Annotated in this window: 21 protein-coding genes; 8 read left to right on the top strand and 13 right to left on the bottom strand. The window is 73.1% G+C overall.

Annotated features, from left to right (window positions below; genetic code table 11):
- Positions 1 to 146: 146 nt before the first annotated feature.
- The 7 genes from OG522_RS19430 to OG522_RS19460 all read right to left on the bottom strand — a co-directional run bounded on the left by OG522_RS19430 (position 147) and on the right by OG522_RS19460 (position 9896).
- Positions 147 to 2138, bottom strand: a complete 1992-nt coding sequence (locus tag OG522_RS19430; RefSeq protein ID WP_329464251.1) for an ATP-binding protein — start codon at positions 2136 to 2138, stop codon at positions 147 to 149.
- A complete protein-coding gene (locus OG522_RS19435) occupies positions 2135 to 2770 on the bottom strand; it encodes a DUF4255 domain-containing protein (protein WP_329464252.1) in 636 nt (211 codons plus the stop codon). The genes OG522_RS19430 and OG522_RS19435 overlap by 4 nt, the downstream gene beginning before the upstream one ends.
- A gap of 84 nt (positions 2771 to 2854) precedes the next feature.
- The gene (locus OG522_RS19440) at positions 2855 to 3529 is read right to left on the bottom strand and encodes a helix-turn-helix transcriptional regulator (protein ID WP_329464253.1); all 675 of its coding nucleotides are present in this window, start codon (positions 3527 to 3529) and stop codon (positions 2855 to 2857) included.
- A 186-nt stretch (positions 3530 to 3715) separates the two neighbouring features.
- Positions 3716 to 5296: a methionine--tRNA ligase gene (metG, locus tag OG522_RS19445; protein ID WP_329464254.1), complete on the bottom strand. Its 1581-nt coding sequence runs from the start codon at positions 5294 to 5296 to the stop codon at positions 3716 to 3718.
- Positions 5297 to 5490: 194 nt separating this feature from the next.
- The gene (locus OG522_RS19450) at positions 5491 to 7257 is read right to left on the bottom strand and encodes a VWA domain-containing protein (protein ID WP_329464255.1); all 1767 of its coding nucleotides are present in this window, start codon (positions 7255 to 7257) and stop codon (positions 5491 to 5493) included.
- A 168-nt stretch (positions 7258 to 7425) separates the two neighbouring features.
- A complete protein-coding gene (locus OG522_RS19455) occupies positions 7426 to 8394 on the bottom strand; it encodes a hypothetical protein (protein WP_329464256.1) in 969 nt (322 codons plus the stop codon).
- 14 nt (positions 8395 to 8408) lie between these two features.
- Entirely contained in the window at positions 8409 to 9896 is a 1488-nt protein-coding gene (locus tag OG522_RS19460) for an APC family permease (RefSeq protein ID WP_329464257.1), read from the bottom strand.
- A 268-nt stretch (positions 9897 to 10164) separates the two neighbouring features.
- Between OG522_RS19460 and OG522_RS19465 the strand changes: the two genes are divergently transcribed.
- From OG522_RS19465 to OG522_RS19475, 3 genes are read left to right on the top strand one after another with little or no spacing between them, the layout of a single operon-like run.
- The gene (locus tag OG522_RS19465; RefSeq protein WP_329464258.1) at positions 10165 to 10593 is read left to right on the top strand and encodes a hypothetical protein; all 429 of its coding nucleotides are present in this window, start codon (positions 10165 to 10167) and stop codon (positions 10591 to 10593) included.
- Between the two features lie 7 nt (positions 10594 to 10600).
- On the top strand, positions 10601 to 11113 hold the full coding sequence (locus OG522_RS19470) for a hypothetical protein (RefSeq protein ID WP_329464259.1): 513 nt from the start codon (positions 10601 to 10603) through the stop codon (positions 11111 to 11113).
- Positions 11110 to 11484, top strand: coding sequence for a peptidase inhibitor family I36 protein (locus tag OG522_RS19475; RefSeq protein ID WP_329464260.1), 375 nt, complete (start codon positions 11110 to 11112; stop codon positions 11482 to 11484). The genes OG522_RS19470 and OG522_RS19475 overlap by 4 nt, the downstream gene beginning before the upstream one ends.
- Positions 11485 to 11504: 20 nt before the next feature.
- On the opposite strand, the gene OG522_RS19480 is transcribed toward OG522_RS19475, so the two are convergent.
- Positions 11505 to 12467 carry a LysR family transcriptional regulator gene (locus tag OG522_RS19480; RefSeq protein ID WP_329464261.1) on the bottom strand — a complete coding sequence of 321 codons (963 nt, stop codon included), beginning with the start codon at positions 12465 to 12467 and terminating at the stop codon, positions 11505 to 11507.
- A gap of 209 nt (positions 12468 to 12676) precedes the next feature.
- Here OG522_RS19480 and snpA point away from each other — a divergent pair, with 209 nt between their 5' ends.
- Positions 12677 to 13318, top strand: a complete 642-nt coding sequence (gene snpA, locus OG522_RS19485) for a snapalysin (protein ID WP_329464262.1) — start codon at positions 12677 to 12679, stop codon at positions 13316 to 13318.
- Between the two features lie 75 nt (positions 13319 to 13393).
- Here snpA and OG522_RS19490 read toward each other — a convergent pair whose 3' ends face one another.
- The 4 genes from OG522_RS19490 to OG522_RS19505 all read right to left on the bottom strand — a co-directional run bounded on the left by OG522_RS19490 (position 13394) and on the right by OG522_RS19505 (position 18592).
- On the bottom strand, positions 13394 to 15352 hold the full coding sequence (locus OG522_RS19490; protein ID WP_329464263.1) for an FUSC family protein: 1959 nt from the start codon (positions 15350 to 15352) through the stop codon (positions 13394 to 13396).
- 240 nt (positions 15353 to 15592) lie between these two features.
- On the bottom strand, positions 15593 to 16540 hold the full coding sequence (locus OG522_RS19495; RefSeq protein WP_329464264.1) for an NADP-dependent oxidoreductase: 948 nt from the start codon (positions 16538 to 16540) through the stop codon (positions 15593 to 15595).
- 183 nt (positions 16541 to 16723) lie between these two features.
- On the bottom strand, positions 16724 to 17725 hold the full coding sequence (locus OG522_RS19500) for an endonuclease/exonuclease/phosphatase family protein (protein WP_443074837.1): 1002 nt from the start codon (positions 17723 to 17725) through the stop codon (positions 16724 to 16726).
- A gap of 60 nt (positions 17726 to 17785) precedes the next feature.
- Positions 17786 to 18592 (bottom strand): alpha/beta fold hydrolase, encoded by an 807-nt coding sequence (locus OG522_RS19505; RefSeq protein ID WP_329464266.1) that lies wholly within the window; start codon positions 18590 to 18592, stop codon positions 17786 to 17788.
- An 87-nt stretch (positions 18593 to 18679) separates the two neighbouring features.
- Here OG522_RS19505 and OG522_RS19510 point away from each other — a divergent pair, with 87 nt between their 5' ends.
- Entirely contained in the window at positions 18680 to 20176 is a 1497-nt protein-coding gene (locus OG522_RS19510) for an aminotransferase-like domain-containing protein (RefSeq protein WP_329464267.1), read from the top strand.
- On the opposite strand, the gene OG522_RS19515 is transcribed toward OG522_RS19510, so the two are convergent.
- Positions 20088 to 20978, bottom strand: a complete 891-nt coding sequence (locus OG522_RS19515) for a hypothetical protein (RefSeq protein WP_329464268.1) — start codon at positions 20976 to 20978, stop codon at positions 20088 to 20090. The two genes, OG522_RS19510 and OG522_RS19515, sit on opposite strands and share 89 nt — an antisense overlap.
- 101 nt (positions 20979 to 21079) lie before the next feature.
- Between OG522_RS19515 and OG522_RS19520 the strand changes: the two genes are divergently transcribed.
- The 3 genes from OG522_RS19520 to OG522_RS19530 all read left to right on the top strand — a co-directional run bounded on the left by OG522_RS19520 (position 21080) and on the right by OG522_RS19530 (position 24075).
- Positions 21080 to 21487, top strand: coding sequence for a hypothetical protein (locus OG522_RS19520; RefSeq protein ID WP_329464269.1), 408 nt, complete (start codon positions 21080 to 21082; stop codon positions 21485 to 21487).
- Positions 21488 to 21549: 62 nt separating this feature from the next.
- On the top strand, positions 21550 to 21678 hold the full coding sequence (locus tag OG522_RS19525; RefSeq protein WP_329464270.1) for a DUF6126 family protein: 129 nt from the start codon (positions 21550 to 21552) through the stop codon (positions 21676 to 21678).
- Between the two features lie 225 nt (positions 21679 to 21903).
- Positions 21904 to 24075, top strand: a complete 2172-nt coding sequence (locus OG522_RS19530; RefSeq protein WP_329464271.1) for an FG-GAP-like repeat-containing protein — start codon at positions 21904 to 21906, stop codon at positions 24073 to 24075.
- The last annotated feature ends 177 nt before the right edge of the window (positions 24076 to 24252 follow it).

Here is a 24252-nt window from a genome sequence, read left to right on the forward strand (position 1 = left end):
AAGCCCGCCCCGTCAGGGGCGTGGGGAATTGATGGGCATGGCGCCAAGCCCAACCCGTGAGGGGCGCGGGGAATTGCGCGACAAGCCGACCGCGGTCCGCGGCCGAGCCCCCGTCCGCCAACCCCCATCCCCCGCCCCCCGGAAGGCTACGGCTTCCAGGCTGCCCCAACCCCCGGCACGAGCCGCCCCGACTTCACGTACTCCCGCCGCGCCCCGGTGCGCACGTCCTCCGCGGTCACGGGAGACCCCCGGCCGGCCGCGAGGTACCCCGCCGTCACCGCCGCGGAGCGCACCGCCCCGCCCGCCAGCTCGAACTCCTTCGCGCAGGCGTCCAGTTCGGCTTCCAGGCCCTCCTCCTGCGGCACTCCGGCGAGGCAGGCGCGCCACAGCGTGGCCCGCAGTTCCACGTCGGGGAAGGGGAAGTCCACCACCAGGTCGAGCCGTCGGGTGAAGGCCTCGTCGATGTTGGCCCGCAGGTTGGTGGTCAGGACCGCGATGCCGTCGAAGGCTTCGAGGCGCTGGAGCAGATAGGCGCTCTCCAGGTTGGCGTACCGGTCGTGCGAGCTCTTGACCTCCGAGCGCTTGCCGAACACGGCGTCCGCCTCGTCGAAGAGCAGCACCGAGTCGGTCCGGTCGGCCTCCGAGAAGATCCGCTCCAGGTTCTTCTCGGTCTCGCCGACGTACTTGTCCACGACGGACGACAGGTCCACCACGTACAGGTCGAGGCCGAGTTCGCCCGCGACGACCTCCGCGGCCAGCGTCTTGCCGGTGCCGGAGTCGCCCGCGAACAGGGCGACCACGCCCCGCCCGCGCCCGCCTCCGGTGCGCAGCCGCCACTCGCCGAGCACCCGGTCCCGGTGCCGGGCCCGCCCGGCCAGCTCGTGCAGCAGGGCGAGCGGCTCGTCGGGCAGCACCAGGTCACCGAAGCCGACGGCGGGCCGCACCCGTCGCGCGTGCTTGTCGAGCAGCGGCGCCGACAGCAGCCGCGCGCTCTTCTGTACGTGGCCGAGACCGACCGGCACTCCTTCGAATCCGGCCAGCGCCCGCGCCCCCCGCGCGGCCCTGCGCACCTGCCCCGCGCCGAGCCGGTAGGGCCCGACGGCGTCCGCCAAGTCACCTTCGTAGGAAGGGAGTTCCTCGCTCCAGGCGGCCAGCGGGGCGGTCTCGGCGGCCGTGTCCTCCAGGGCGAGGAGTCCCGCGTCGGGCGCCCAGCCCGGGTCGTACGGCTCGGTCCCCGCAAACACCACGGTGACGTCACCGGCCGCCAACTCGCGTACGTACGGACCGGGTTGATCCTGCGGCAGTTCCACCACGACGGCGGTGCCGGCCCCGCGAAGGCGGGCCTCGCGCAGCAGTAGGCGGGCGGTCGCCGCTTCGGCGCGCTCGGGGCGGTGGTGCAGCACCGGCCGTCCGGCGCCGCGCAGGGCCGCCGTCACGGCGTCCGCGCCGCTCCCGGCCCGGCGCTCGCGCAGATGGACGGCGACGGGCCGCGGGGAGTGGGCGATCCGCGCCGCGAGCCCGTCGGCGGTCGCGCTTTCGTCCCCCGGCACGGGGGTCAGCAACTCGACGCGGGCGTCACCCAACTGACCGTCCAGCGTGTCGTCGCCCAGGAGGTGGGCGACCACCCGCTCCGGGACCCGCAGTGCCCGGCCCGGCAGCGGCCGGTCCTCGTCCTCCACGACGATGAGGCCCCCGTCGACCAGTGGCGCGGCCGGATGGAGGCGACCGCGGGCGACCGGGTCGTACGATCCGGTCCCCGACAGTTCCAGGGCGAGGGCCACCGAGGCGCGACGCCGGCCCACATCGTCGTTGAGGTAGCCGTAGAGCTGCTCGAAGCGCCGGTCCACATCGGGGGCGAGCGCCGCCAGGAGGATCAGCTCGTCGAGCACGGTGAGCCCGAAGCCAGCCGCGACCGCGGCCAGGCGGTCGCCGGGCTCCGGGGTGAACGGGCCGTCGGCAGCCGGGAGTTGGGGAGCGGGCGCGTTCACGATCCGGGTCGCCGTCTCCGGCGAGATGTACAGACCGCGCAGCGGGTCGCCCGCCGTCGGGTCGTCGGCGGAGCGGGCCGCCACCAGGGCGGCGACCGAGGTCCGCAGGCGTTCGAGGCGGTGCAGCAGGGCGCGGGCGGCCTCGCTCACTTGCCGCCACCGCCCCGCGTGGTGCGCCGCATCCGGGGCTGCGAGTCGCCGGGCACTCCGTGCCGGCCGGACACGGTGACCACCGCGCCCTCGGTGACCGGCGGCGCGACCTCGTACACCGGGGTGACCGGGAACGGCGTCGTGATCACCACGTCGAGCGAGGGCTTGAGCTCGCCGCCCAGCGCCGACCAGATGTCGGCCAGCGAACGCGACTCGGCGGGCGGCACCGCGACCGTGAGCGGAATGGTCGCCTTGTACGCGTCGAGGGCCTGGGGCACCGACTCGGCGGGCAGCATCTCGTGCGGCAGCAGACACGCCAACGCGCCGGAGAGGAGGCGGTGTTCGTCCTCGGGGCGGCTGGTCCAGGCGGTGAGGAGATAGGACAGCCGGTACCAGCGGGGCGGCTGGCGCTTGCGCAGCACGATGCCGTTGGCGTCCCGCTCCGCGTACGCGCCGCGCTCGCGGCGGGCCACGTCCTCGCGGATGTCGTACAGGTAGGCGTTGAGGGTGGGTGTGTTGCGGCGCGCCGCCCAGTCGCGGGTGGGCGCCTCGAAGACGACGTCCCCCGTTCCCTCGGGCAGCGCCCCGCCGCGCAGGATGCGCCGCAGCGCCTCGTCGATTTCGTGGATCATTGAGCCAATTCCCCGGGTTGCCGGACACCGGCCGAAACCGGGCGGTCGCGGCGGCGATGGTGCGGTAGGAGCCGTGCGGGCTCTTTAGATGTAGCCCTCGCGCAGCGCGTAGGCGACGGCGTGGGCGCGGTTGGTGAGCTGGAGCCGTGTCATGAGGGCGTGCAGGATGTTCTTGACGGTCCGTTCCGAGTAGGCGAGCTTCTCGGAGATCTGCCGGGTGTCCAGGCCCTCGGCGACCAGGCGCAGTACGTCCACCTCGCGCGGCGCCATCCCGAAGAGCGGCGCGGCCGACGCGGACCCGGCCGAGGAGGTGGTCTCCGAGCGGCGCAGCCGCCCGACCTGCACGAGCAGTCGGCTGATGAGGTCCGGCGGCAGTTCCCCCTCGCCGCGCGCCGCGCTGTGCACGGCCTTCAGCAGGCGCTGCTCGGTGGCTTGGTGGCGCCACAGGATGGCGCGTACGCCGTACTCGACCACGGTCAGCAGATCGGGTTCGCGCAGCTCGCGGGCGATGAGGACCACGCGCTGCTCGCCGCCGCGCACGACCCGGCGCAGCTCGGCGGAGGCCGTGTCGTCCACCTGGTCGACGAGCATCACGGCGACGGCGGGGTCGGCCGGACGCCCCTCGCCCTCGCGGGTCTCCCGGGTGTCGCGCAGGACTTCCACGGTCGGCTGGTGCTGAAGGTGGCTGATGACCCCGGCCCGGCTCAGCGGATCGGAGGCGTGAACGGTCACCGTGACACGATTCGCGAGCAATGGCATTCCCTGTCCCTTCTCCCACCCCGTGCGTATTCGATCAGCACATGGTGGTCCGGCCCGATCAACAGCGAATCAACAACCGTTGAATAGGCCACCAATCCGGTCGGCAGCGGTCGGAAGTGACAGGAAAAGAGGGGCGGAGCCCCGGATCGGCCGATCCTGGACCCCGCCGCCGCACAGGGAGACCCGTTACGCGGGCTTCTCCTCAAGGCGCGGGAACAGCACCGCGCCCTTGGTGACCTTCGCCCCCGGGGCCAACTGGCCCCAGCCGCCCGCCTCCTGGACCCGTCGGCCGTCGAGCGCGCCGAGCGCGGCCTCGGCGCCCAGCGACTCCCACAGCTTCTGCGAGGTCTCCGGCATCACCGGGTTGAGCAGCACGGCGACGCCGCGCAGCGACTCGGCCGCGGTGTACAGGATCGTCGCGAGCCGGGCCCGGCCCTCGGCGGATTCGTCCTTGGCGACCTTCCACGGTTCCTGCTCGGTGAGGTAGCCGTTGACCTGCTTCACGAAGTCGAAGACCGCCAGGATGCCGCCCTGGAAGTCGAGTTCGTCGCCGATGCGCCGGTCGGCCTCGGCGACCGCCTTCGCGAGACCCTCCTGGACGGCCTTCTCGGCGTCCCCGTCCGCGCTGGAGGCGGGCAGCTCGCCGCCGAAGTACTTGCCGACCATCGCCGCCACCCGCGAAGCCAGGTTGCCGTAGTCGTTGGCGAGTTCGGAGGTGTAGCGGGCGGTGAAGTCCTCCCAGGAGAACGAGCCGTCCTGGCCGAAGGCGATCGCCCGCAGGAAGTACCAGCGGTAGGCGTCCACACCGAAGTGCGAGGTGAGGTCCTGCGGCTTGATGCCCGTCAGGTTGGACTTCGACATCTTCTCGCCGCCGACCATCAGCCAGCCGTTGGCGGCGACCTTCCCCGGCACCGGAAGCCCGTTGGCCATCAGCATCGCGGGCCAGATGATCGCGTGGAAGCGCAGGATGTCCTTGCCGACCAGGTGCACGTCGGCCGGGAAGATCTCGTCGAAGCGGGCCTGGTCGGCGCCGTACCCGACAGCCGTCGCGTAGTTGAGCAGCGCGTCCACCCACACGTAGATCACGTGCTTGGTGTCCCACGGCACCGGTACGCCCCAGTCGAACGTGGACCGCGAGATCGACAGGTCCTGAAGCCCCTGCCGCACGAAGTTCAGGACCTCGTTGCGGGCCGACTCGGGCTGGATGAAGCCGGGGTTCGCCTCGTAGAACTCAAGGAGCTTCGGGCCGTACTCGCTCAGCTTGAAGAAGTAGTTCTCCTCCTTGAGGAGCTCCACCGGCTTCTTGTGGATGGCGCACAGCTCGGTGCCGTCATCGGACTTGATCAGGTCGCCGGGGAGCTTGTACTCCTCGCAGCCCACGCAGTACGGGCCCTCGTAGCCGCCCTTGTAGATCTCGCCCTTGTCGTACAGGTCCTGCACGAACTCCTGCACCCGGTCGGTGTGCCGCTTCTCGGTGGTCCGGATGAAATCGTCGTTGGCGATGTTCAGGTGCTCCCACAGAGGCTGCCATGCCTCGCCCACCAGCTTGTCGCACCACTGCTGCGGGGTGACGCCGTTCGCCTCGGCCGTCCGCATGATCTTCTGGCCGTGCTCGTCGGTGCCCGTGAGGTACCAGACCTTCTCGCCGCGCTGGCGGTGCCAGCGGGTGAGCACGTCACCCGCGACCGTGGTGTAGGCGTGGCCCAGGTGCGGGGCATCGTTGACGTAGTAGATGGGCGTCGAAACGTAGTACGTCGGCGAAGGCATGCGCTAAATCCTATCCGGCGCCACGCCCCGGGCCGCCCGGGATGTCCGAATGGCGGGCACCGCCGGAGGGGTTCGCGGAAACCCGTTCCATCGGGCGCTCCATCGCCGTCGCGCCCGGCGGATACGGTGACGGCGCCGACCGACCCCCGGGGGCCGGTCGGCGCCGTCACCGTCTCACTGCCGAAGGCCCCCGGTCAGCCACCCTGGGGGCGGAACGAGCCGAGCAGCCCGCCGTAGACCTCGGCGTCGCTCAGCTCGCGCGGCGCGGGGCCCGCGTGGAAGAACCCGATGTGATCGTTGTCGGCCTCCGCGGCGCGCAGGAAGTCGAACGCCTTCGAGTCGTCCTCGCCGAACGCCACGAACTGCCAGTACAGCGGCTTGTCGGCGACATCGGCGAGCGCCTGCCGTGCGGGCAGCTTGGCGTCGGGGGCGCCGTCGGTCTGGAACACGACGAGCACCGGGCCCTCGTGCCCCGCCTTCTCGACGTGTTCGACGACCTCCTCGACGGCCCGGTGGTAGCTGGTCCGCCCGAGGCGCCCGAGCCCGGCGTGCGTCTCGTCCACGGCACCCTCGTACGCGTCGAGGGTGAGGTCCACCGACCCGTCGATGTCGGTCGAGAAGAACACCGTGTGCACGGTGGCCTCCTCGTCCAGGTGCGCGGCCAGCCCGAGCACCTGCTCGGCGAGGCCCTGCGCGCTGCCGTCCTTGTAGTACGGCCGCATCGACCCGGACCGGTCGAGCACGAGGTACACCTTGGCGCGCACCCCGCCGATCCCGGCCTTCTTGACCGCGGCCCCGGCAGCCTTGTAAGCCCCGACGAGCCCAGGAGCCCGCGACTTGAGCCGCGCGGCAGAGACAGCGGCCTTGGGCTTGTCGGCGTCGGCGTCGGCCTGTACGGGGGTGGGCGCGGCTTCGGCCTGTACGAGGGTGGGCTCGGGCTCGGCGTCTGCCACGACGGGCTCGGGCTCGGCGTCGGCCTGTACGGGGGTGGGCTCGGGTTCGGCGACCGGCTCGGGCTCCGGGGTCGGCTCGGCTTCGGCCTCCGCTGCCAGGGGCTCGGGCTCAGCTTCTGCCTGTACGGGGGCAGGCTCGGGCTCGGCGTCTGCCACGACGAGCTCAGGCTCGGCGTCGGCGACCGGCTCGGCTTCGGCCTTCGCCTGCTCGGGCTCGGCTTCGGCGACCGACTCGGCCTCCGCCGCCACGGGCTCGGGCTCGGCCTCCGCCGCCACGGGCTCGGGCTCGGCGTCGGCCTCCGCCGCCACGGGCTCGGCTTCCGCCTCCGCCTCCGCCTCCGCCTGCGCGGGCTCGGGTTCGGCTTCTGCCGCCACGGGCTCGGGCTCCGGCTCGGCTTCCGCTACGACGGGCTCGGGCTCCGCTTCCGCCACCGGGGTGACGGGCTCGGGCTCGGCGTCTGCCAGGACGGGCTCGGGCTCCGCCTCGGCGAGCTGCACGTGCTCAGGGGCCACGGCCTCGGCCTCGGCCTCCGGCTCCGGCTCGGAGGCCACAGCGGGCTCAGCCTCTGGCTCGGCCTCCGGCTCGGAGGCCACAGCCACAGGCTTGGGCTCCGGCTCGGCTTCCTCCGCCCGCGCCGGCTCCTCGGTCGCCTTCACCGGCTCGGTCGCCCTCACCGGTTCCGGGTTCGACTCCGTGCGGGGCTGGGGCACCTCCGCGGCGGGTTCGGTGGGGTCGGCCGGCTCCGGGGTGGAGGGTTCCGCCGGGTGGGACGGGGACGGGATCGGCGGGCGCGGGCCGTCGAAGGCGGCGGCGACGAGTTCCTCCGCCGTGGACAGGTCGCGCCGGCCCGGCGCCGGAACGGTGGGTGCCGACGTGCCGGACGCGACCGGTGCCGGTGCCGCCTCGGCCGTGCGTTCCGTCTGGGGCGGTACGGAAGCCGCCGCCGTCTCGGCACGCTCCGCGCGATCGCGTCCGAACACCTTGCGCAGCAAGCTCCGAATGCCCATGGGCGAGGCCTTTCGCATGAGTTGGGTGCGATACGTACCGCACTGCGCCACAGTTCCGGGATTCGATGCCCGGGATCCCTGGCCAGCACGGACACGTAAGGTTAGCGACCCTCCCGGGCGATTCCGGGAAGGGGCCGGGGCACGCCCCGAATGCGTCGTCGCGCGGTGCTACTTCCCGCGCTGTCCGCGCCAGCGGGCGATCTGCTGCACCGGGTCGCCGGTGTACGCCCAGGGCACCTTGGCCACCCGTTCCCCGAGCAGCGCGACGAGCTCGGCACCCTCGTGGGTCAGGCCCGCGCAGCAGGCGGCGTGCGCGAGGTAGTTGAGCTCGGCGGCCTCCTCCGGCCGGATCGGCCCCGGCGCTCTGCCGCCGAGCCAGCGGTCGTGGGTGCGGCGGAGTTCGGTGACGGCGAGCTCGTGGGTCCAGTGCTGCCCGAAGCCCCGGACCGGCGTGCCCCTGGCGGCTTCGGCGACATAGCGGTACTCCTCCACTCGGGCGATCTGCACCAGGACCGGCAGCGGTGACCCGGCCGGGGCGGCGCCCGCCGCGTCGCGCGCGAAGTCGTACATCGAGCCGTGCGTACCGTGCCAGCGCGCGGAGAAGTAGCGCAGCATCTGGACGTGGCCTTCGAAGTGGTACGGGTCGCGCCGGCGCAACTCGTCCCACCAGGAGCGCAGTTCGCGCCGGGCCACCCCGCCCTCGTACAGCCGCACCACGGTGAGCAGGGAGGCCCAGGGCATCGGGTCGGCGGGGCGGGCGTCGGCGGCGCCGAGGCAGGCCATGACGGCGACGTCGATGCGGTCGCGGTCGCTTCCGGCGCCGCGCCCGGCCGCGATGGCGGCGTTGAACACCCGGGTGACCTCGGTCGCGGCGCGCAGCACCGCCGCGTCCGGGTTGTCCGGTTCGGCGGCTCGCCAGGCTTCGACGATGGACGACCCGGCGGCGGCGTCGGCGAGCAGCCTGATCCGGTGGCTGCGCAGCGGCCAGTCGTCACCGGTGGCCCGCAGCAGGTCGCGCACGCCCTGCCAGCGGCCGATCACGATGTCGTGCCGGGCCTCGGTGAGCGGCCGGTCGCCGAGGTCGGGATCGAAGCGCACGGCCGGTTTCCGGTCGAAGCGGCGGCGCAGTGCGGCCATCCGCGTACCGCCTCTCAGAAGTCGGTGGGCAGGCCGAGACCCGCGTTTCCGGGCTTTTTGGTACGGCGGCCGACGGCCGGGTCGTCGGCCGCGGCGGACCGGGTGGCATCCAGGAGGGCCGGGCGGTAGTAGGCGCTGCCCCGGCGCCAGTACCAGAGCATCGGGACGACCCCGGCCAGCAGGCTGCCCAGGCCGATCGCGATGGCGGCGCCGCTGAGCCGGGTCAGCGAGGCGCCGAACACGCAGAACATGAAGACCGAGCCGAGCAGCGGCCAGGCCCCGCCGAGTAGGAAGGAGCTGATGGATTCGGTGAGGGTGCGGCGGTAGGCGACGACCGCGGCGAGGCCCGCGAGGCCGTAGTACAGGGCGGTCTGGAGGCCGATCGCGGCGAGCGCGTCGGCCATGATGTCCTCGACGGAGCCGAGCGCGTTGGCGGCGACGAACAGTACGAGCGCGACCGCGCCGACGACGACGATCGCCACCCAGGGGGTGTTCCACCGCCGGTGTACGGTGCCGAGCGCGCCGGGCATCGTGCGGTCCCGGCCCATCGCGAACAGCGAGCGGGTGACCTGGATGAGGGTGGTCTCCAGGGTGGCGATGGTGGAGAGGACCACGGCGAGCACCATGAGCTTGCCGCCGGCGCCGGGCCAGATCCGCTCGCCGAGCACGGCCAGGACGTTGGACTGGTGGGCCTCGATCTCGCCGCTGGTGAGCAGCACATTCACGGCGACGGTGAAGGCGATGAACAGGGCGAAGACGAGCCCGACTCCGATCAGGGCCGCGAGCCCGGCGGTGCGGCGGCTGTCGCGGGTCTCCTCGCTGAGGTTGCTGGTGACGTCCCAGCCCCAGTAGTAGAACGCGGCGATGAGGGTGCCGGCGGCGAACCCGGACACGCTGTCGAAGTGGCTGAATCCGAGCCACCCCCAGTCGAAGGCGGTCACGCCGTCGCCCTCGCCGATGCGGATCAGGGCGCCCGCCCCGAATCCGACGAGGATCACCAACTCGACTCCGGAGACGATGAGTTGGGCCCGTGCGGAGAGGCGGGCGCCGCCGAGCACCACCCCCAGCATGAGCAGGAACCAGGCGGCTCCGGTGGCGGTGGCCAGGGCGGTGTTCTGGGCGAGCGCCGGGTCGAACAGGCCGAGCGTCATCTGCCCGGCGGGCAGCGATCCGGCCACCATGAAGATGGTCGCGGCGACGACGAGCGCCCAGCCGCTGAGGAATCCGAGAAAGGGGTGCAGGGTGCGGCCGACCCAGGAGTAGGCGGCCCCCGCGTTGACGTCGATCCGGCCGAGCCGCCCGAAGGCGAGCACGATGCCGAGCATGGGTATCGCGCAGTACAGCAGCGCGGCGGGACCGGCGAGCCCCACGGCGCCGACGAGCACGGCGGTGGTGGCGGCCAGCGAGTAGGCGGGCGCGCTGCCCGCGACCGCCATGACAACGGTGTCGAACGGGGACAGGACGTTGGGCTGAAGCCCTCTGCCGCTGGTGGTGCTGCGCATGGCCCGAACATCCTTTGACGGCTAGACATATGGCGGTATGTCACACACCTCGCTTCCGCTGCGCCGGGCACACGAAAGCCGACCGCATCGTAGTCGCCCCTGGCCGGGCCCCGGCCATCGCGGCTTTGGGGAACGCACGTCCACGTAAGCGGCGCGGGCATGCCCGGCCCTGCTCACCCGTGCGGGGGATAGGGCGCATGGCCGGGCAAACCGACGGGGAGTGTGAGCTCGCTCGGATCGATCGCCACCACCTCGGGGGACCGCCCGCATGCGTCAACTCCTCGTCAGCTCAGCCGTGTTCATGACCGCGCTCGCCGCCGCGCCGGCACCCACGGCGCACGCCATGCCCACCGCCCGCACCACCGCCCCGGCCGCGCCCGCAATCCATGCCGTCCATTCCGTCCACGCCGTCCCGCCCGGACAGGTCTACTTCTGGTCCGGGCCCGACCAGATGGGGGCGGGCGGGGCCTGGGCCTACAAGCCGCCGGGGTACCGCGAGGCCGATCCCCGCATCAAGCGGCGCGCCTACTCCTTCGACTCGCACGCCGGCGTCACCGTGTACGCCATCAGCCACCAGGGCGGTGGCGACTGCCTCTACCGGGCGATCCTCCCGGACGACTACGACAACAACTGGACCGCCTGGGCGACCAAGTTCGACGGCGTGAGCGACAACAAAATGGGCTGCGAGCCGGGCTGATCCGCCGATGCGTTCTCGTGCGCGGGCCGCCGCGCCACTGCTGCTGGCCGGGGCCCTCGCCCTCGCGGGCTGCGCCGCCCCCGGCCCCGACGAGGTGATCAAAGCCGCCACCCAGCGCCTGACCGATACCTGTCTGAGCCGTCAGGGGCTCGTCCCGCCCCGTCCCGGCCGGAGCTCGCCGCCCGCCGAGCAGCAGCGCGTGTCCGCCGCGCTCTTCGGCACGGGTCCGGCGCAGCTGTCCGTCGACCTGCCCACCGGGTACGTCGTCCGCACCCACACCGACGGCTGCCTCGCCGCCGCACAGCAGCGTCTCTACGGCGACCAGCCCGGCTGGTTCCGGGCCTCGGTGATCGTCGACAACCTTCAGCCCGAAGCCGACCACAACCACCAGAGTCTCGCCGAGGTGCGTGCCCGCCACCCCGCCGAGATCGCCGACTTCGAGCGGCTGCGTGCGCACGCCCTCGTCCAGGCGACCGCCCTGCTCAGCAAGCGGCCGACGACAGGAGAACCGTCCCCATGAAGCGAATCGCCGTGCTCCTCGCCGCCACCCTCATCTCCACCGGAGCCGTCCTGGCCACCTCGTCCGCCGCCCAGGCGTCCGCGCCCTGCCGCAGCGGGTTCTTCTGCGTCTGGACGGACGCCAACTTCTCCGGCATGAAGATCGAGCACAGCGGCGACGACCACTGGTGGGAGGGCGACATGTTCAAGCACGACTCGTCCTGGGCGAACCACGGCATCTCCGGGCCGGGGGTCAAGGACCACGTGAAGGTGTACGAGGGCCGCGAGCTGCTCGGCCGCGTGACGATCTGTCTCGCTCCCGGACAGGAGGTCGGCTACAGCAGCGGCGCCAACGACCAGGGCGGGTCGCACACGTGGACCATGGGCTGCTGAGACCCCCGTGGAGCGGGCCGCTACGACCGGGCCCGCTCCCCGACCCAGCCCCGCTCCCCCAGCCACTCGCGGTAGGCGGGCGCCGACGCCGCCGCCTCCCAGTACGCGGCCTCCAGATCCGCGCGCACCCCGGCCAGCTCACCTCCGTACGCCCCGCCGCGCACCGCGACCATCAGCCGCACGCCCAGCGGGTCGTCGCGCAGCGGGCGGATGGCGAGGTCGGGGCGGGGCAGGGAGGTGGGCTGGCAGAGGGTGACGACCTCGCCGGTGGCGACCAGGCCCGCCGCGGTGAGGTAATCGCCGTGCAGGACACGGGGGTTGAGGCCCGCGGTGTCCAGGACCCGGCGCAGGCCCTCCCACTCGCCGTCCACGCTGGGGTCGATCATCCACTGGTCGGCGGCGAGGTCGGCGAGGTCCACGACCCGGTGGCGGGCCGCCGGGTGGTCGGCGGCCAGGCACACGAACTGCGGCTCGCGCTCCACCAGGACGTGGACGTCCAGGCCCGGCGGCACCCGCAGCGGGCAGCCCTCCACCTCGTGGACGAAGGCGACGTCGAGGTCGCCCGCCGCGACGTGGCGCAGCAGTGCGGTGGCCGAAACCGCCACCTGGAGCTGGGTCTCGGTGCGGGGTAGTCGTTCGCGCAGCCGGCGCAGCCAGCCGGGGATGGCGCGGCTCGCGGTGGAGCCGATGCGCAGCCGGTCGCCGTCGGCGCCGCGGGCCGCGGTGGCGCGGGTCTCGGTGACCAGCGCGGTCAGGCCGGCGAGCAGTGGCCGGGCCCGGCCGACCACGCCCCGGCCAAGTGCGGTGGGCACACAGCCGGTCCTCTCGCGGGCGAAGAGGCGCCCGCCCAACATCGCCTCGATGCGCTGTAGTTGGGTGGTCAGGGCGGGCTGGCTCGTGCCGAGCGCACGCGCGGCGCCATGCAGACTGCCGGTGTCGGCGATGGCGCACAGCAGCTTCAGATGTCTCACCTCCAGCTCCATGCGGCCGAGGTTAGGGCGCGCTCAGTGGTCGCACCAGATGGCCAAAACCACGCTGATACGCGGGAGTTATCGCAGATCGGCATCATTCCCGTGCGCCGCTGTGGCCTCCACAATCACCGAAACGCGACGATGACGTACCCGTCGTCGCACGCCACCCGCGGTCGGCCCACCCAGCCGTGCGCGGATCCCCGAACGATTGGCAACCCCCCATGAGACACTCCCGCACCCTTGTTGTGACCGCCGCGCTCGGCATGGCCCTCGCGGGCCTCGGCGCGGTCCCCGCCACCGCCGCGACCCCCACCCCCGCCACCGGGCACTACACCGCGGGCGCCAAGCACACCGCCGCCAACGACCGGGCGTTCTACGACGCCGTGATGAAGTCGGTCGCCAAGAAGCGCGCCGCCAACCCGCTCGCCGCCGCGGTGACGGTCACCTACAGCACCGCCAACGCCCCCAGCTTCCGCTCGCAGATATCCCAGGCGGCGCAGATCTGGAACTCCTCCGTCCAGAACGTCCGCCTCGCGGAGAGCAGTTCGGGCGCCGACTTCGAGTACTACGAGGGCAACGACCCGCAGAACGGTTCGTACGCCTCGACCGACGGGCACGGCAGCGGCTACATCTTCCTCGACTACGGCCAGAACCAGCAGTACTACTCGGTCCGCGTGGTGGCCCACGAGACGGGGCACGTACTCGGTCTGCCGGACCACTACTCGGGCCCGTGCAGCGAGCTCATGTCGGGTGGCGGTCCCGGTACGTCGTGCCGCAACGCCTACCCGAACAGCACGGAGAAGTCCCGCGTGAACAGCCTGTGGCGCAACGGCCTGGCCTCGGCCTTCAAACCGGCCGCCTGACCCGGGGTCCCGGGGCTCCCGATCGTGCCGGGAGCCCCGGGCTCACATCCGAACCGACCGGGTCCGGGACGGCGCTCACGCGCCGGGCGACGCGATCGCTCGGGCCGCCCGGACCTCCTGCCTCAGCGGAGCGAGGACACCCTCCTCGTCTCCCTCCAGTTGGGCCCGAACCTCCACGAGGGTCTCGCTTTCCCGCAGCCCGTCGGCGAGTTCGCGGAGCTGGACCGCGATGTCCTCGGCCTCGCCCGCCGCCGGCGGCCGCGCCCCGTGGTTGACCCGGACCCGCGCCGCCGTCGTCGCGTCGACGATCCGCTCGACCGCGACGACCAGCGGCCACCACGCCGCCGCCCTCGCGCCGGTGGGCGGCGGTTCCGTCAACGCCCGCTGGAATTCGCTGCGTACGGTCGACAGGTCCCGGTACAGGCGGCGCCGGTGGCGGACCCGTTCGGTCCGGTCGTCCTCGGAGCCGAACGCGTACTCCACGTAGTCCGCCGTCGCCGCCACCGCGTCCGCGAGCCGGGCGCCGATGCGGGTGTGCCAGCTCTCGGGCCACAGCAGATAGCCCGCGACGAGCGCGATCGCGCAGCCGATGAGGCTGTCCCACAGGCGGGGCATGACCAGGTTGAAGCCCTGGTGGTTGAGGACGTCGGAGAGCAGCAGGATCACCGGGGTGATGGCCGCGGTCTGGAAGGCGTAGCCCTTGGCCGAGAACGCCGGGATCAGTGCCGCGAGCACCATCATGACCGGCACGTCCCACCATCCGCGCGGCACGTTGGCGAGCACGCCGGCCGCGATGACGAGCCCGAGCGCCGTGCCGATCGCCCGCGTCAGGGCGCGCGCGAACACCGAGCCGAAGTCGGGCTTCAGGACGAAGACGATGGTCAGCGCGACCCAGTACGAGCGCTCGACCGGGATCACGGACACCAGCACCTGCGCGAGGCCGATGCACAGCGCGAGCCGCAGGCCGTAGCGCCAGGACGCCCCGGACAGCAGGACGTTGCGGCCCGCGCGGCGCACCCGGATGCGCAGGGCGGCGGGGCGGCCGAGCCGGTCGTCGATGTTGGTCCGGCCGGGGTCGGCGTCGTGCACCACGGCGAAGGCGTGCCGCAGCGCGGTGTCCAGGGCGCGTTCGGCGGGCGTCGCGGGCGCGGGCAGCCGCAGTTCGGGTGAGTCGGTGCGGCCCTCCTCCACCGCGCCCGCCAACTGCCGTACGGCTGCCGGGATCGCGGCGTCGACGCCCCAGCCGCGCAGATGCACCGCGGGGGCCGCCTCCACGAGCGGGATCACCACGTTGAGCTGGGCGAGCAGGCGCACCAGCTCCCCGCGCCTGCCGTGTTCGCGGGCCCGGCGGCTGAGGATCAGGTCGTAGGCGGTGTTGAGGGACTGCGTGACCGACTGGCGTCTGGTGTCGTACGCGTCGGTCGCGGCGGCTTCGATGGCTTCGGCGACCGCGCGGTAGGTCCCGGCGACGGCGGCGCGTTCGGGTTCGGTGCGCCGCAGCGGCCAGCCGAGCAGGCTGAGCAGGAGCACGAACAGGCCGCCGAGGCTGAGCAGCATCGGCGCCTTCCACCAGGGGCCCGGCATCGGCAGGCCCGCTCCGACGACGGCGTTGAGCAGGAGCAGCAGTCCGGAGACGGAGGCGACCGCGCCGATCGAGGAGATCATTCCGGAGACCAGCGCGACCAGGGTCAGCGCGCCGACCGCGAGCCAGCCGTGCCCGAAGACGAGGCTGCCGACGGTTACGCCGACTGCCCCGAAGAACTGCGGCACCGCGATGTTGAAGATCCGCATCCGGTACGCGTCGGCGGTGTCGCCGATGACCCCGCTGAGCGCGCCCATGGAGACGAGCGCGCCGTACGCGGCCTGCCCGGTCGCCATGCCCACGGCGAGCGGTGCGGCCAGCGCGACCGCGGCCCGTGCGACGGCGGGCCAGGGGATGGGGGCGGGGGCCGGTCGCAGCCCGCCGATGAGCCATTCCGGCGGCGCGAGCCGCCCCTGCCGTATGCCGCCCTCCGCCCGCTTCTGTTCAGCCATGACCACACGACACCGTAAAGAGATCACTTGGTGCAAACGGGACGCCCAATGGAACCGTAATTGTTATCCACAGCCTGTGGATAACAATTACGGTTCCGTCCATGCGGCCCGCACCCGCGCGCACCGCACTCGCTCGCGCATCCCGGGGCGGGTGCCTGCGCCCGTTCCCCGCCCGTCTGCCCCCTCCCGTCAACGGTTGCGCGCGGCTCGGGGCACCCCCGTGTCCGGATCATCCCCGAATCACACGGCGAAGACCGTCTTGCCGCGCGCGCCCCCCGCGCGGTTCCGGGCGAGCGCCCGCGGGGCCATTTCCAGCGGTAGTTCCGCGTCGACCGGCACCGAAAGGTCGCCCCTGGTGGCCGCCGCTGCGAGTTGGTCGAGCAGGGCCGTCGAGGCCTTGAGCCCGAAGTTGACCGCCTCGACGCCGGGCGGAACGAGCGCCGGGTCCGCGACGGAGCGGGTGGTCAGCGCGGTCCCGCCGGTCCGCACGAGGCGGGCGTGCGCGGCGAAGTCCTGCGGGGTGGACGACACGAGGTCGACCAGGGCGTCGAGACCCTGCGGGCACACCTCGCGCACCCGGGACTCCAGCGACTCCTTGGTCGTGTCGATCGTGGCGACGGCACCCAGTGCGGTCATCCGCTTCCGCTCGTCGCCCCGCACCGCCGCGATCACCCGCACCTCGCGGGCCGTCGCGAGCTGGGTCAGGACGCTGCCGACCCCGCCCGCCGCGCCCACGACCAGCATGCTCTCGCCGGGCAGCAGCACGGCCGCGCTCACCAGGATCTGGGCCGCGGTCATGCCCGAGGTGGGCAGCACCGCCGCGGACCGCAGGTCGAGGCTGTCCGGCACCTCGGCCAGCCCGGAGTCCTGCGGCACGGTCACGTACTCCGCGTACGTCCCGGCCCCCACCGGCGGCCGCGACACCTGCCCGTACACCCGGTCGCCCACCACGAACCGGTGCTCGCCGGGTCCGACCACGTCGACGCGCCCGGCGAAGTCCACGCCCATGACCAGCGGGAACACATGGGGCGCCCGCCCTTCAAGGAGGCCGTCCATGACCTGCCAGTCGTACGGGTTGAGCGCGGCGAACTCGACCTTCACCAGGATCTCGCCCTCGCCCGGCTCCGGCTTGGGCATGTGGACGAGCTCGGGCTCGGCCCGGAAGGCCGTGACGGCGACAGCGCGCATACGGGTACGCCTCCTGCTCGCCCCCCTGGACTCCTACGATCCTGACCCGCCGGCCCCGGCCCCGCACGTCGGCGTCAAGCGCTCCGCGGGAAGCGCGGCTCGTCGCTGCGACGGGCCGTGGCTGGCCGCGCGGTTCCCGCGCCCCTTCAGGGCTCCGTACCGCACCGGACACCCACAAGCCGCCTACCCGCCGTACAGGCCGACCCGGACGAGCAGCGCGCGGTGGTCGGTGCCGCGCAGGGTGAGGAAGCGCGCGGAGCTCACCTTGAAGTGGCCGCTCACCAGGACGTGGTCGATCTGGGTGCGCAGCGGGGTGGTGCGGTCGGCGGGCCAGGAGTAGGCGCGCGACTGCCCGGTGAGCCGCGCACTGTCGTGCAGAGCGCCCGTATCGAGCACCGACCGGAACAGGGCGTGGTCCTGGGAGGCGTTGAAGTCCCCGGCGACGATGACGGGCTGCCCCTTCACCGCTCGCGCGAACTCCCTTACCCAGCCCAGCTCTTGGCGCCATTTCCCCTCGTCGCCGGGCAGCGGTGGAGAGGGGTGCGCGAGCTGGATCCGCACATCCCGGCCGCCGACGGTGACCACCGCGCCGGGCATCGCCATCACGGACGCGATGGGCTCGGTGGCCCGGAGCGGGAACCGGCTGAGGATCGCGGACCCCGCCGAACCGTCCTCGCGCACGACGTCGCGGTACGGGTAGTCGGCCTTGGGCAGCTCGGCGGCCAGTGCGTCGGCGCACCGGAAGCTGCACTCCTCGACGAACACGAGGTCGGGCTTCTCGCGCCTGACGGTGGCGATCAGATCGTCCGTGGCCCACCCGAACTCGGTGTTGGAGGTGAGGACTTCGAACTCGGCGAGGATGGCGCCGCCGGGCCGGGTGACCGCGGCGCCGTACGGCTGGGTGTACCAACCGGTGACCGCGAGCACCGCGACGCCCCAGACCATGCCGGTACGCCAGCGCGCGAGCACGCTGAGGGCGAGCCCCGCCCCTCCTGGCACGAGCAGCCAGGGCAGGAAGGCGAGGGCCTGCGGCACCGGCGTCACCCCGTCCGAATCGGCGGCCCGGCACCCCACCACGACACTGACCCCGGCGAGCAGCAGCGCGCCGAGGACGCCGGACACCCACCGCCACGGATGCCGCCGCCCCTCGATCACCGACCAGTCCGGCACGGTCCCGGTCCCCAAGGTGTCCAAGTCGGCATCCCCCCCCACGTCGGCCGTACGGTAGAACGCCCGAATCCTCCCTCAAAGACGGCGGGAGGCGGGGGACGGTTGCCGGTCCTTTGCCTTCGCCGCCACCCGGGCGAGGATTGCGCGCAGGGCGTGGTTGAAGGCGTCCGGCTGTTCCAGGTTCGGCAGGTGGGCGGCCGACTCGATGACGGCCAGCGACGATCCGGGCACCGCGGCGTGCATCGCCTCGGCGTCCGATACCGGCGTGTATGAGTCGTCGCGGCCGACCACGACCAGCGCAGGGACGGTGACGGTCGTCAACAGGTCCTGGTAGTCCGGGCGTTCGGCCCGGCCGCGCAGGGCCGCCGCCGCCCCTTCGGGGTGGGTGGAAGTCATCATGCGGTGCACCTGGGCCCGTACCGACGCGTCGGCGTACGGGGCGACCATCTTGTCCAGGACCTCGTCGGCGTAGCCCCGCATGCCCTCGCTCAGCAGCCGGTCGGCCATCGCGTTGCGGGCCGCCTTTCCCTCGGGGGTCTCGGCGGTGGGGAAGGTGTCGGCGAGGACGAGGCCGTTGATCCGCTCCGGGAAGAGCCGGTAGCACTCCATGACGATCTGGCCGCCCATGGAGAGGCCGCCCAGCGTGAAGCGCTCGATGCCGAGCGCGTCCACGAGCGCCCGCACGTCCTCGGCGAAGACGCTGAGCGCGGTGGTGCCGGGGACCACCGGCGCGCTGCCGTAGCCGCGCAGGTCGGGGGCGATCACGCGGTGCGTACGGGAGAACTCCGCGATCTGCGGGGCCCACATCGTGCGGTCGAAGGGGTGGCCGTGGACCAGGAGCAGGGCGTCGCCCGTGCCCTCGTCGGTGTAGGTGCGGGACATGAGAAGGAGGCTAGGCGGGCCAACTCATCGGTGCAATAAGATCTTTGCTCTCGGTGCAATGAGGGAATCGGTCGAAGGGGGTGCCGCGTGGACTACCGCGGGATTGCGGACGAGGTCGAGGCGGAGATCGCCTCCGGGACGCTCAAGCCGGGCGAGCGACTGCCCACCCAGCGCGCCTTCGCGCGCCGCCGCCGCATCGCGGTGTCCACCGCGATCCGGGTGTACGGGGAGCTCGGCCGCCGGGGTCTGGTGGTGGGCGAGGTCGGGCGCGGCACGTTCGTACGGGCCGCGCCGCCGCACCCCGGGTCGGTCCTCGCCGAGGACAGCGGCCGCACGCCCGTCAACCTGGAGCTCAACTACCCGGTGGCGGACGGGCAGTCGGAGCTGATGGCGCGTTCGCTCGGGGCGCTGCTGCGGCCCGACGTCCTCACTGCGGCCACCCGCCCCGCCGCGGCCGACGGCACGCCCGAGGCCCGCGAGGCCGCGGCCTCGCTGCTTGCCCGGCCGGGCTGGCGGCCCGACCCCGCGCGCATCCTCTTCGCGGGGAACGGCCGCCAGGCCATCGCCGCCGCACTGTCCTGCCTGGTCCGCCCCGGCGGCCGGATCGGCGTCGAGGAGCTGACGTACCCGCTGGTCAAAGCGGTCGCCGAGCGCCTGGGCATCGATCTGGTGCCCATCGACATGGACGAACAGGGCCTGCGCCCCGACGCCCTGACCACGGCCCACCGCCGCACCCCGCTGAGCGCGGTATACCTCCAGCCGACCCTGCACAACCCGCTCACCCTGACGATGGGGGAGGAGCGGCGCCGCGAACTGGCCGGTGAACTGGGCGAGTTGGACCTGTGGGCAATCGAGGACACGACATGGGCGTTCCTGGCGCCGCGGGTCGGTACGGGGCAGCCGGGCGACACGCGAGCGCTGGGCGACGGGCCGCCCGGCGGCGGGTTGCCGGGCGGAATTGAGCCGCCGGGTGGAACCGGGCAGCCGGATGGCGTCCGGTCCTCGGGCGGCATCCGGCCGCCGGGCGGCGCCCCGACCCCCAGCAGTCCCGCCGACCCCCCGCCTCCCCTCGCCGCGTACGCGCCCGAGCGGACGGTGCTCGTCGACAGCCTTTCCAAGCGGCTCGCCCCCGGGCTCACCACCGGGTTTCTCGTGGTGCCCGCCGCCCGCGCGGACGACCTCGCGCGGGCCCTGCGCTCGGGGGCCTGGACGGCGGGGCGGTTCAATCTGGAGGCGGCCGTGCGATGGGCCGCTGACGGGACCGTGGCGGCGGTCGGCGCCGCCAAGCGGGCCGATGCGGCCGAGCGGTACGAGCTGGTGCGCAGGCACCTCGGCGGCTTCCGCGTCCGCAGCGACCCGGCCGCGTACTACTGCTGGTGGGAGCTGCCCGCGCCCTGGCGGGCCGAGACGTTCGCCGCGGCCGCGGCCGAGCGGCTGGGGATCGCGGTGACGCCGGGTACCGCGTTCGCGGTGGGGAGCCGGGTGCCGGACGCGGTCAGGATCGGCCTGGCGACCCCGCCGATTCCGGTCCTGGCCGAGGCGCTTCGGTCTCTGGCCGCTCTCGCCGCAGCCGCCGCCCCGTGAGCCACGCCCCCAGCGCGAGCAGCAGCCCGAACGCGAGCACCCCCCACGCCGCCGCGGACAGGGAGTCCGTGAGCGCGTCGTAGACCGCGCCCGCCGCCGCCGGGTCGGAGTCCGCGGGCAGCCCGTCGAGGGTGAGCGAGCGGCCCACGGCGACCAGCACGTGCAGGACCACCGCGCCCACGGCGAGCCCGAGGCCCACCCCGATCAGGGCGCGGCGCCGGCGCGGCGCCGCGAACACCGCCCCGACCGCCACCACCGGCACGGCGATCGCGCCCCACACGCCGATGCGCTGGAGCCACCGGAAGACGGTGCGGACGGGACCGAGCTTCGTCGATTCGACGACGGTGAGGTCGGTGGGTTCCACGGGGATCTCGTTCGCGAACGGCACGCCCTGTGCCTCCAGTTCGTTCTTGATCTGCTCGATCGCGGGAGCCAGGTCGATGCGGACGTTGTTGCCGCCGCCGTTCTGGGTGAGGGCGGCTTCGACGCTCGCGTGGGCGGCCCGGTTCGCGGTGTTCCACACGCCCTGGAAGGCGGAGGTGGTGGTGAACGACCGCACGGCCCCGCCGACCAGCGAGGCCACCGGCGCCTGGAGCGGCCCCACGTCGATGTTCGTCATGATCGCGTCGGTGACCCGGGTGGCCACCGCAGTGCGCACGGCGTCGTTCCCGGCGAGCGGGGCCATGGCGGAGACGTACCGGTCGCGGTCACCGATCTCCGTCTTGGTCCAGGTGGAGATCGCGCCCAGCGGGACCAGGACGGCCGCCAGGACGATCAGCACCGCCGACAGGAAGCTGCGCACCCGTCCACGAAATCCCGGGTTGCCGGGCGGCGCGCGCGGGTGTGGGCTGTATGGGGGACGGGCACGCGCCGCGCCCGTCGGCAAGCGGAAGGAGTGCCGCCATGGCCGCACAAGCTTCGGTACCCGCCAGGAGTCACCGCCACGGACGCCCGATCGCCCACCGTCCGAGCGGGGCCGTCCTCGCGATCCCGGTCGTCCTGGGAGTGGTGTACGGCATCTACGCGGCCGCCATCGATCGCGCCGGTGGCCAGGTCACCGGCGGCAACATCGCCCTCGGTGTCGTGTCCGGCGTCGTGATCATGGCTCTGGGCGTCGGGCTCCTCAGCATCCAGTCGAGCCTTTCCCGCGAACGGCGCGCGGCGGCGTACGGGGCCCTGTTCGGCGTCGGAATCGGCTTCCTGCACAGCCTGACCGGCGAGAGCATCATCAGGGCCTCGGGCATGGGGCTGGCCTTCGGCGGGGCGATGTTCGCGGCGTCGTTCTACTGGTTCTACACCCACGAGAACTGAAGGTTCCCGCCGAGCCCCGGACCCTCCCCGTACCCTGGTGCCGAACCAGGAGGAGGTGGCCCGTGGCCGACAGCGAGAAGAGTCAGGAGCGCGGCATCGCCCTGCGCGCCGGGTTCTACATCTTCGGCACCCATGTCTTCGCCGGATTCGTGTGGCTCCTGTTCTACGTGGGGAGCCACGCCCACAAGTAGCCCCCACATGCAGCCCGCCGACAAGTAGTCCCCACACGTAGTCCGCCCCCAGTCGGTTGCGTCAACAACTAGTCCCCGCAGGGGAGTTCGGGATTCGGCAGACGCTGTTAACCTCCCCGCTACTCGCATGGGGGGCCCGAGCCGGGCGGCTTCTCTATCCTCGCGCGGCATGCACGCGCGGCTTCGCGTACCCCGCATGCTTCCCACGCATGAGGCGGAGTACTTGTGGCAGAGAACAAGCACGGCCGGCGAAGCACGCTCCTGCGCAGGGCGGTGGGCGCTGCGCTGACGCCCGCGCTGGCCCTCGGCGCACTCGGAACGACGGGTGCGACGGCCAGACCGCACCCCACCCCGGCCCTCGCATCCGACCACTGGGGCGCCCCTTCGGCGCTCACCGACGGTACGACCATCCAGACCCTCATAGACACCCGAACCACCAAGCAGGGCACGGTAGTTGGGCTCTGGTCCCGGCTCGCCGCCGACCGCTCGCAGCGCGACCTGCTGGTCGCGGTGCGCCCGGCGGGCAGCACCAAGTGGGGCGCCGCCCGCACCCTGGCGAGTTCCACCTACGACACCTCCTCGCCCGTGGACGCCCGCGTCCTGGCCGCGCCGGACGGCTCGCTCACCGTCGCCTGGGTCGACTTGGCCGCCGCAGGGGCCCGGCTGCTCACCTCGGCGCTGCCCGCCGGGGCCGCGTCCTGGTCGTCGCCGGTGCAGATAGCCGCCGCCGACCGGATCCAGGACATTCAGCTCGCGGGCACCCCCGCGGGCCGCACCGTCGTGGTGTGGGCGCACGGCGTCGACCCGCAGTACGAGGTGTACGCGGCCGAGCGCACCGGCGCGGACGGCGCCTGGTCGGCGCCCGCCCGGCTCGACGCCACGGCCGCCGGAGTCCAGGACGCGTACCCCCAGGTCGCGGTGGCTGCCGACGGGTCGGTGACGGCGGTGTGGACCGAGTACGGGTCGGCGGGCGCCGCGTTCAAGTCGGCCGAGCAGGGCGCGGCGGACACCGCCTGGAGCGCCCCGCACGACACGTTCGACCACCCGGTCACGGCGAGCCACGCCAAGCTGGCGCTCGGCCCGCGCGGTGACCTCGCGATGGCGTGGCTGGCGAACGGCGCCCTGGACTACGCCCAGAGACCGGCCGGAGCCGCCGCCTGGGGCCCGGTCGAGACGGCCGCCCCGACGGACAGCTTCGGCGACGCGGTACCGTCCCCGCTGCCCGGCCCGGACGGTGACGTCACGCTGGTCTGGTCCGACTACCGGTCCGGCACCGACGGCTACTGGATCCGCACCACGACCCGGGCCGCCGCCACCGGCACCTGGGAGCCGGTGCAGACCCTCTCGACGCAGTACGCGGGCGCGACGCCCTTCGCCGCGGACATCGGCGCCGACGGCACGGTGTGCGCCGGGTGGAGCCAGCCCGCCGACAGCGGCGACGCCGACCGTTTCGTGGTGGCCTCCCGCGTCGGCGGCGCCTGGAGCCAGGCCAAGGAGCTCAGCACCAACACCACCGGGTACGCGCGCGGCGGCATATCCGTGGGCGGTCCCGAGAACCGCCCGACCGCCCTGTGGGAGGACCCCACCGGGACCTACACCACCCGCCTGATGACCGCGACGACCTCCACGCAGCCCGCGGTGTGGCGCGACTACAACGGCGACGGCAAGGGCGACCTCCTCGCCCTGACCCCCGGCGGCAGCCTCACCATCCGCACCGGCACCGGCACCGGCGACGTCACCCCGGGGCCGTCCGCCCCGGGCTGGCCGACCAGTTCCCGCTACATCCCGGCGGGCGACCTCACCAACGACGGCGACAACGACCTCCTCGTACGCGACGCGTCCGGGCAGCTCACCCGCTACGACGGCGCGGCGGGCAAACCCTTCGCGCCGGGCGGCCCGCACCTCGCGCTCGGGGCCGGCTGGAATGCGTACGACGTGCTCACCGTCCCCGGCGACCTGACCGGCGACGGCCGCCCCGATCTGCTCGCCCGCACCCCCTCCGGCGATCTGTACATGTACGCCGACAACGGCGCGGGCGCCTTCAAGGATCCCGTGAAGATCGGCTTCGGCTGGCAGGCCTACAACACCGTCATCGGCGCGGGCGACCTGAACGGTGACGGCTTCGGCGACCTGCTCGCCCGTGACGGATCCGGCGTGCTGTGGCGCTACGACGGCAACGGCAAGGGCACCTTCAACGACCGGGTCCGGATGGGCGCGGGCTGGGGCGTGTACAACGCGCTCGCCGGAGTCGGCGACATCACCGGCGACGGCAAGTCGGACCTGGTGGCCCGCGACACCGACGGGGTGCTGTGGCGCTACCCCGGCAACGGCGCCGGAAGCTACACCGACCGCGTGCGGATCGGCGGCGGCTGGCAGATGTACCAGAACCTGTACTGACCGTCCCCTGCGGCGCCTGCGGACCGTCGGCAAAGACACCGTAATGCCGGGCCCTTTGTTCCTGGGGCCCGGCATCATCGCGGGCTACAGTGGCCGCATGTCGTCCGCGTCGCAGTCCTCTCACCTCTGCTGGTGGCGCTCCTTCTAGGAGCGGCCACGACTCACGCGCGACACCAT

This window comes from Streptomyces sp. NBC_01431 (genome assembly GCF_036231355.1).
Taxonomy (GTDB): Bacteria; Actinomycetota; Actinomycetes; order Streptomycetales; family Streptomycetaceae; genus Streptomyces.

Coding starts and splice junctions, on each gene's coding strand:
- OG522_RS19435 (WP_329464252.1), bottom strand. CDS start 2,770: ATGATCCACGAAATCGACGAGGCGCTGCGGCGCATCCTGCGCGGCGGG.
- OG522_RS19440 (WP_329464253.1), bottom strand. CDS start 3,529: ATGCCATTGCTCGCGAATCGTGTCACGGTGACCGTTCACGCCTCCGAT.
- metG (WP_329464254.1), bottom strand. CDS start 5,296: ATGCCTTCGCCGACGTACTACGTTTCGACGCCCATCTACTACGTCAAC.
- OG522_RS19450 (WP_329464255.1), bottom strand. CDS start 7,257: ATGGGCATTCGGAGCTTGCTGCGCAAGGTGTTCGGACGCGATCGCGCG.
- OG522_RS19455 (WP_329464256.1), bottom strand. CDS start 8,394: ATGGCCGCACTGCGCCGCCGCTTCGACCGGAAACCGGCCGTGCGCTTC.
- OG522_RS19460 (WP_329464257.1), bottom strand. CDS start 9,896: ATGCGCAGCACCACCAGCGGCAGAGGGCTTCAGCCCAACGTCCTGTCC.
- OG522_RS19465 (WP_329464258.1), top strand. CDS start 10,165: ATGCGTCAACTCCTCGTCAGCTCAGCCGTGTTCATGACCGCGCTCGCC.
- OG522_RS19470 (WP_329464259.1), top strand. CDS start 10,601: ATGCGTTCTCGTGCGCGGGCCGCCGCGCCACTGCTGCTGGCCGGGGCC.
- OG522_RS19475 (WP_329464260.1), top strand. CDS start 11,110: ATGAAGCGAATCGCCGTGCTCCTCGCCGCCACCCTCATCTCCACCGGA.
- OG522_RS19480 (WP_329464261.1), bottom strand. CDS start 12,467: ATGGAGCTGGAGGTGAGACATCTGAAGCTGCTGTGCGCCATCGCCGAC.
- snpA (WP_329464262.1), top strand. CDS start 12,677: ATGAGACACTCCCGCACCCTTGTTGTGACCGCCGCGCTCGGCATGGCC.
- OG522_RS19490 (WP_329464263.1), bottom strand. CDS start 15,352: ATGGCTGAACAGAAGCGGGCGGAGGGCGGCATACGGCAGGGGCGGCTC.
- OG522_RS19495 (WP_329464264.1), bottom strand. CDS start 16,540: ATGCGCGCTGTCGCCGTCACGGCCTTCCGGGCCGAGCCCGAGCTCGTC.
- OG522_RS19505 (WP_329464266.1), bottom strand. CDS start 18,592: ATGTCCCGCACCTACACCGACGAGGGCACGGGCGACGCCCTGCTCCTG.
- OG522_RS19520 (WP_329464269.1), top strand. CDS start 21,080: ATGGCCGCACAAGCTTCGGTACCCGCCAGGAGTCACCGCCACGGACGC.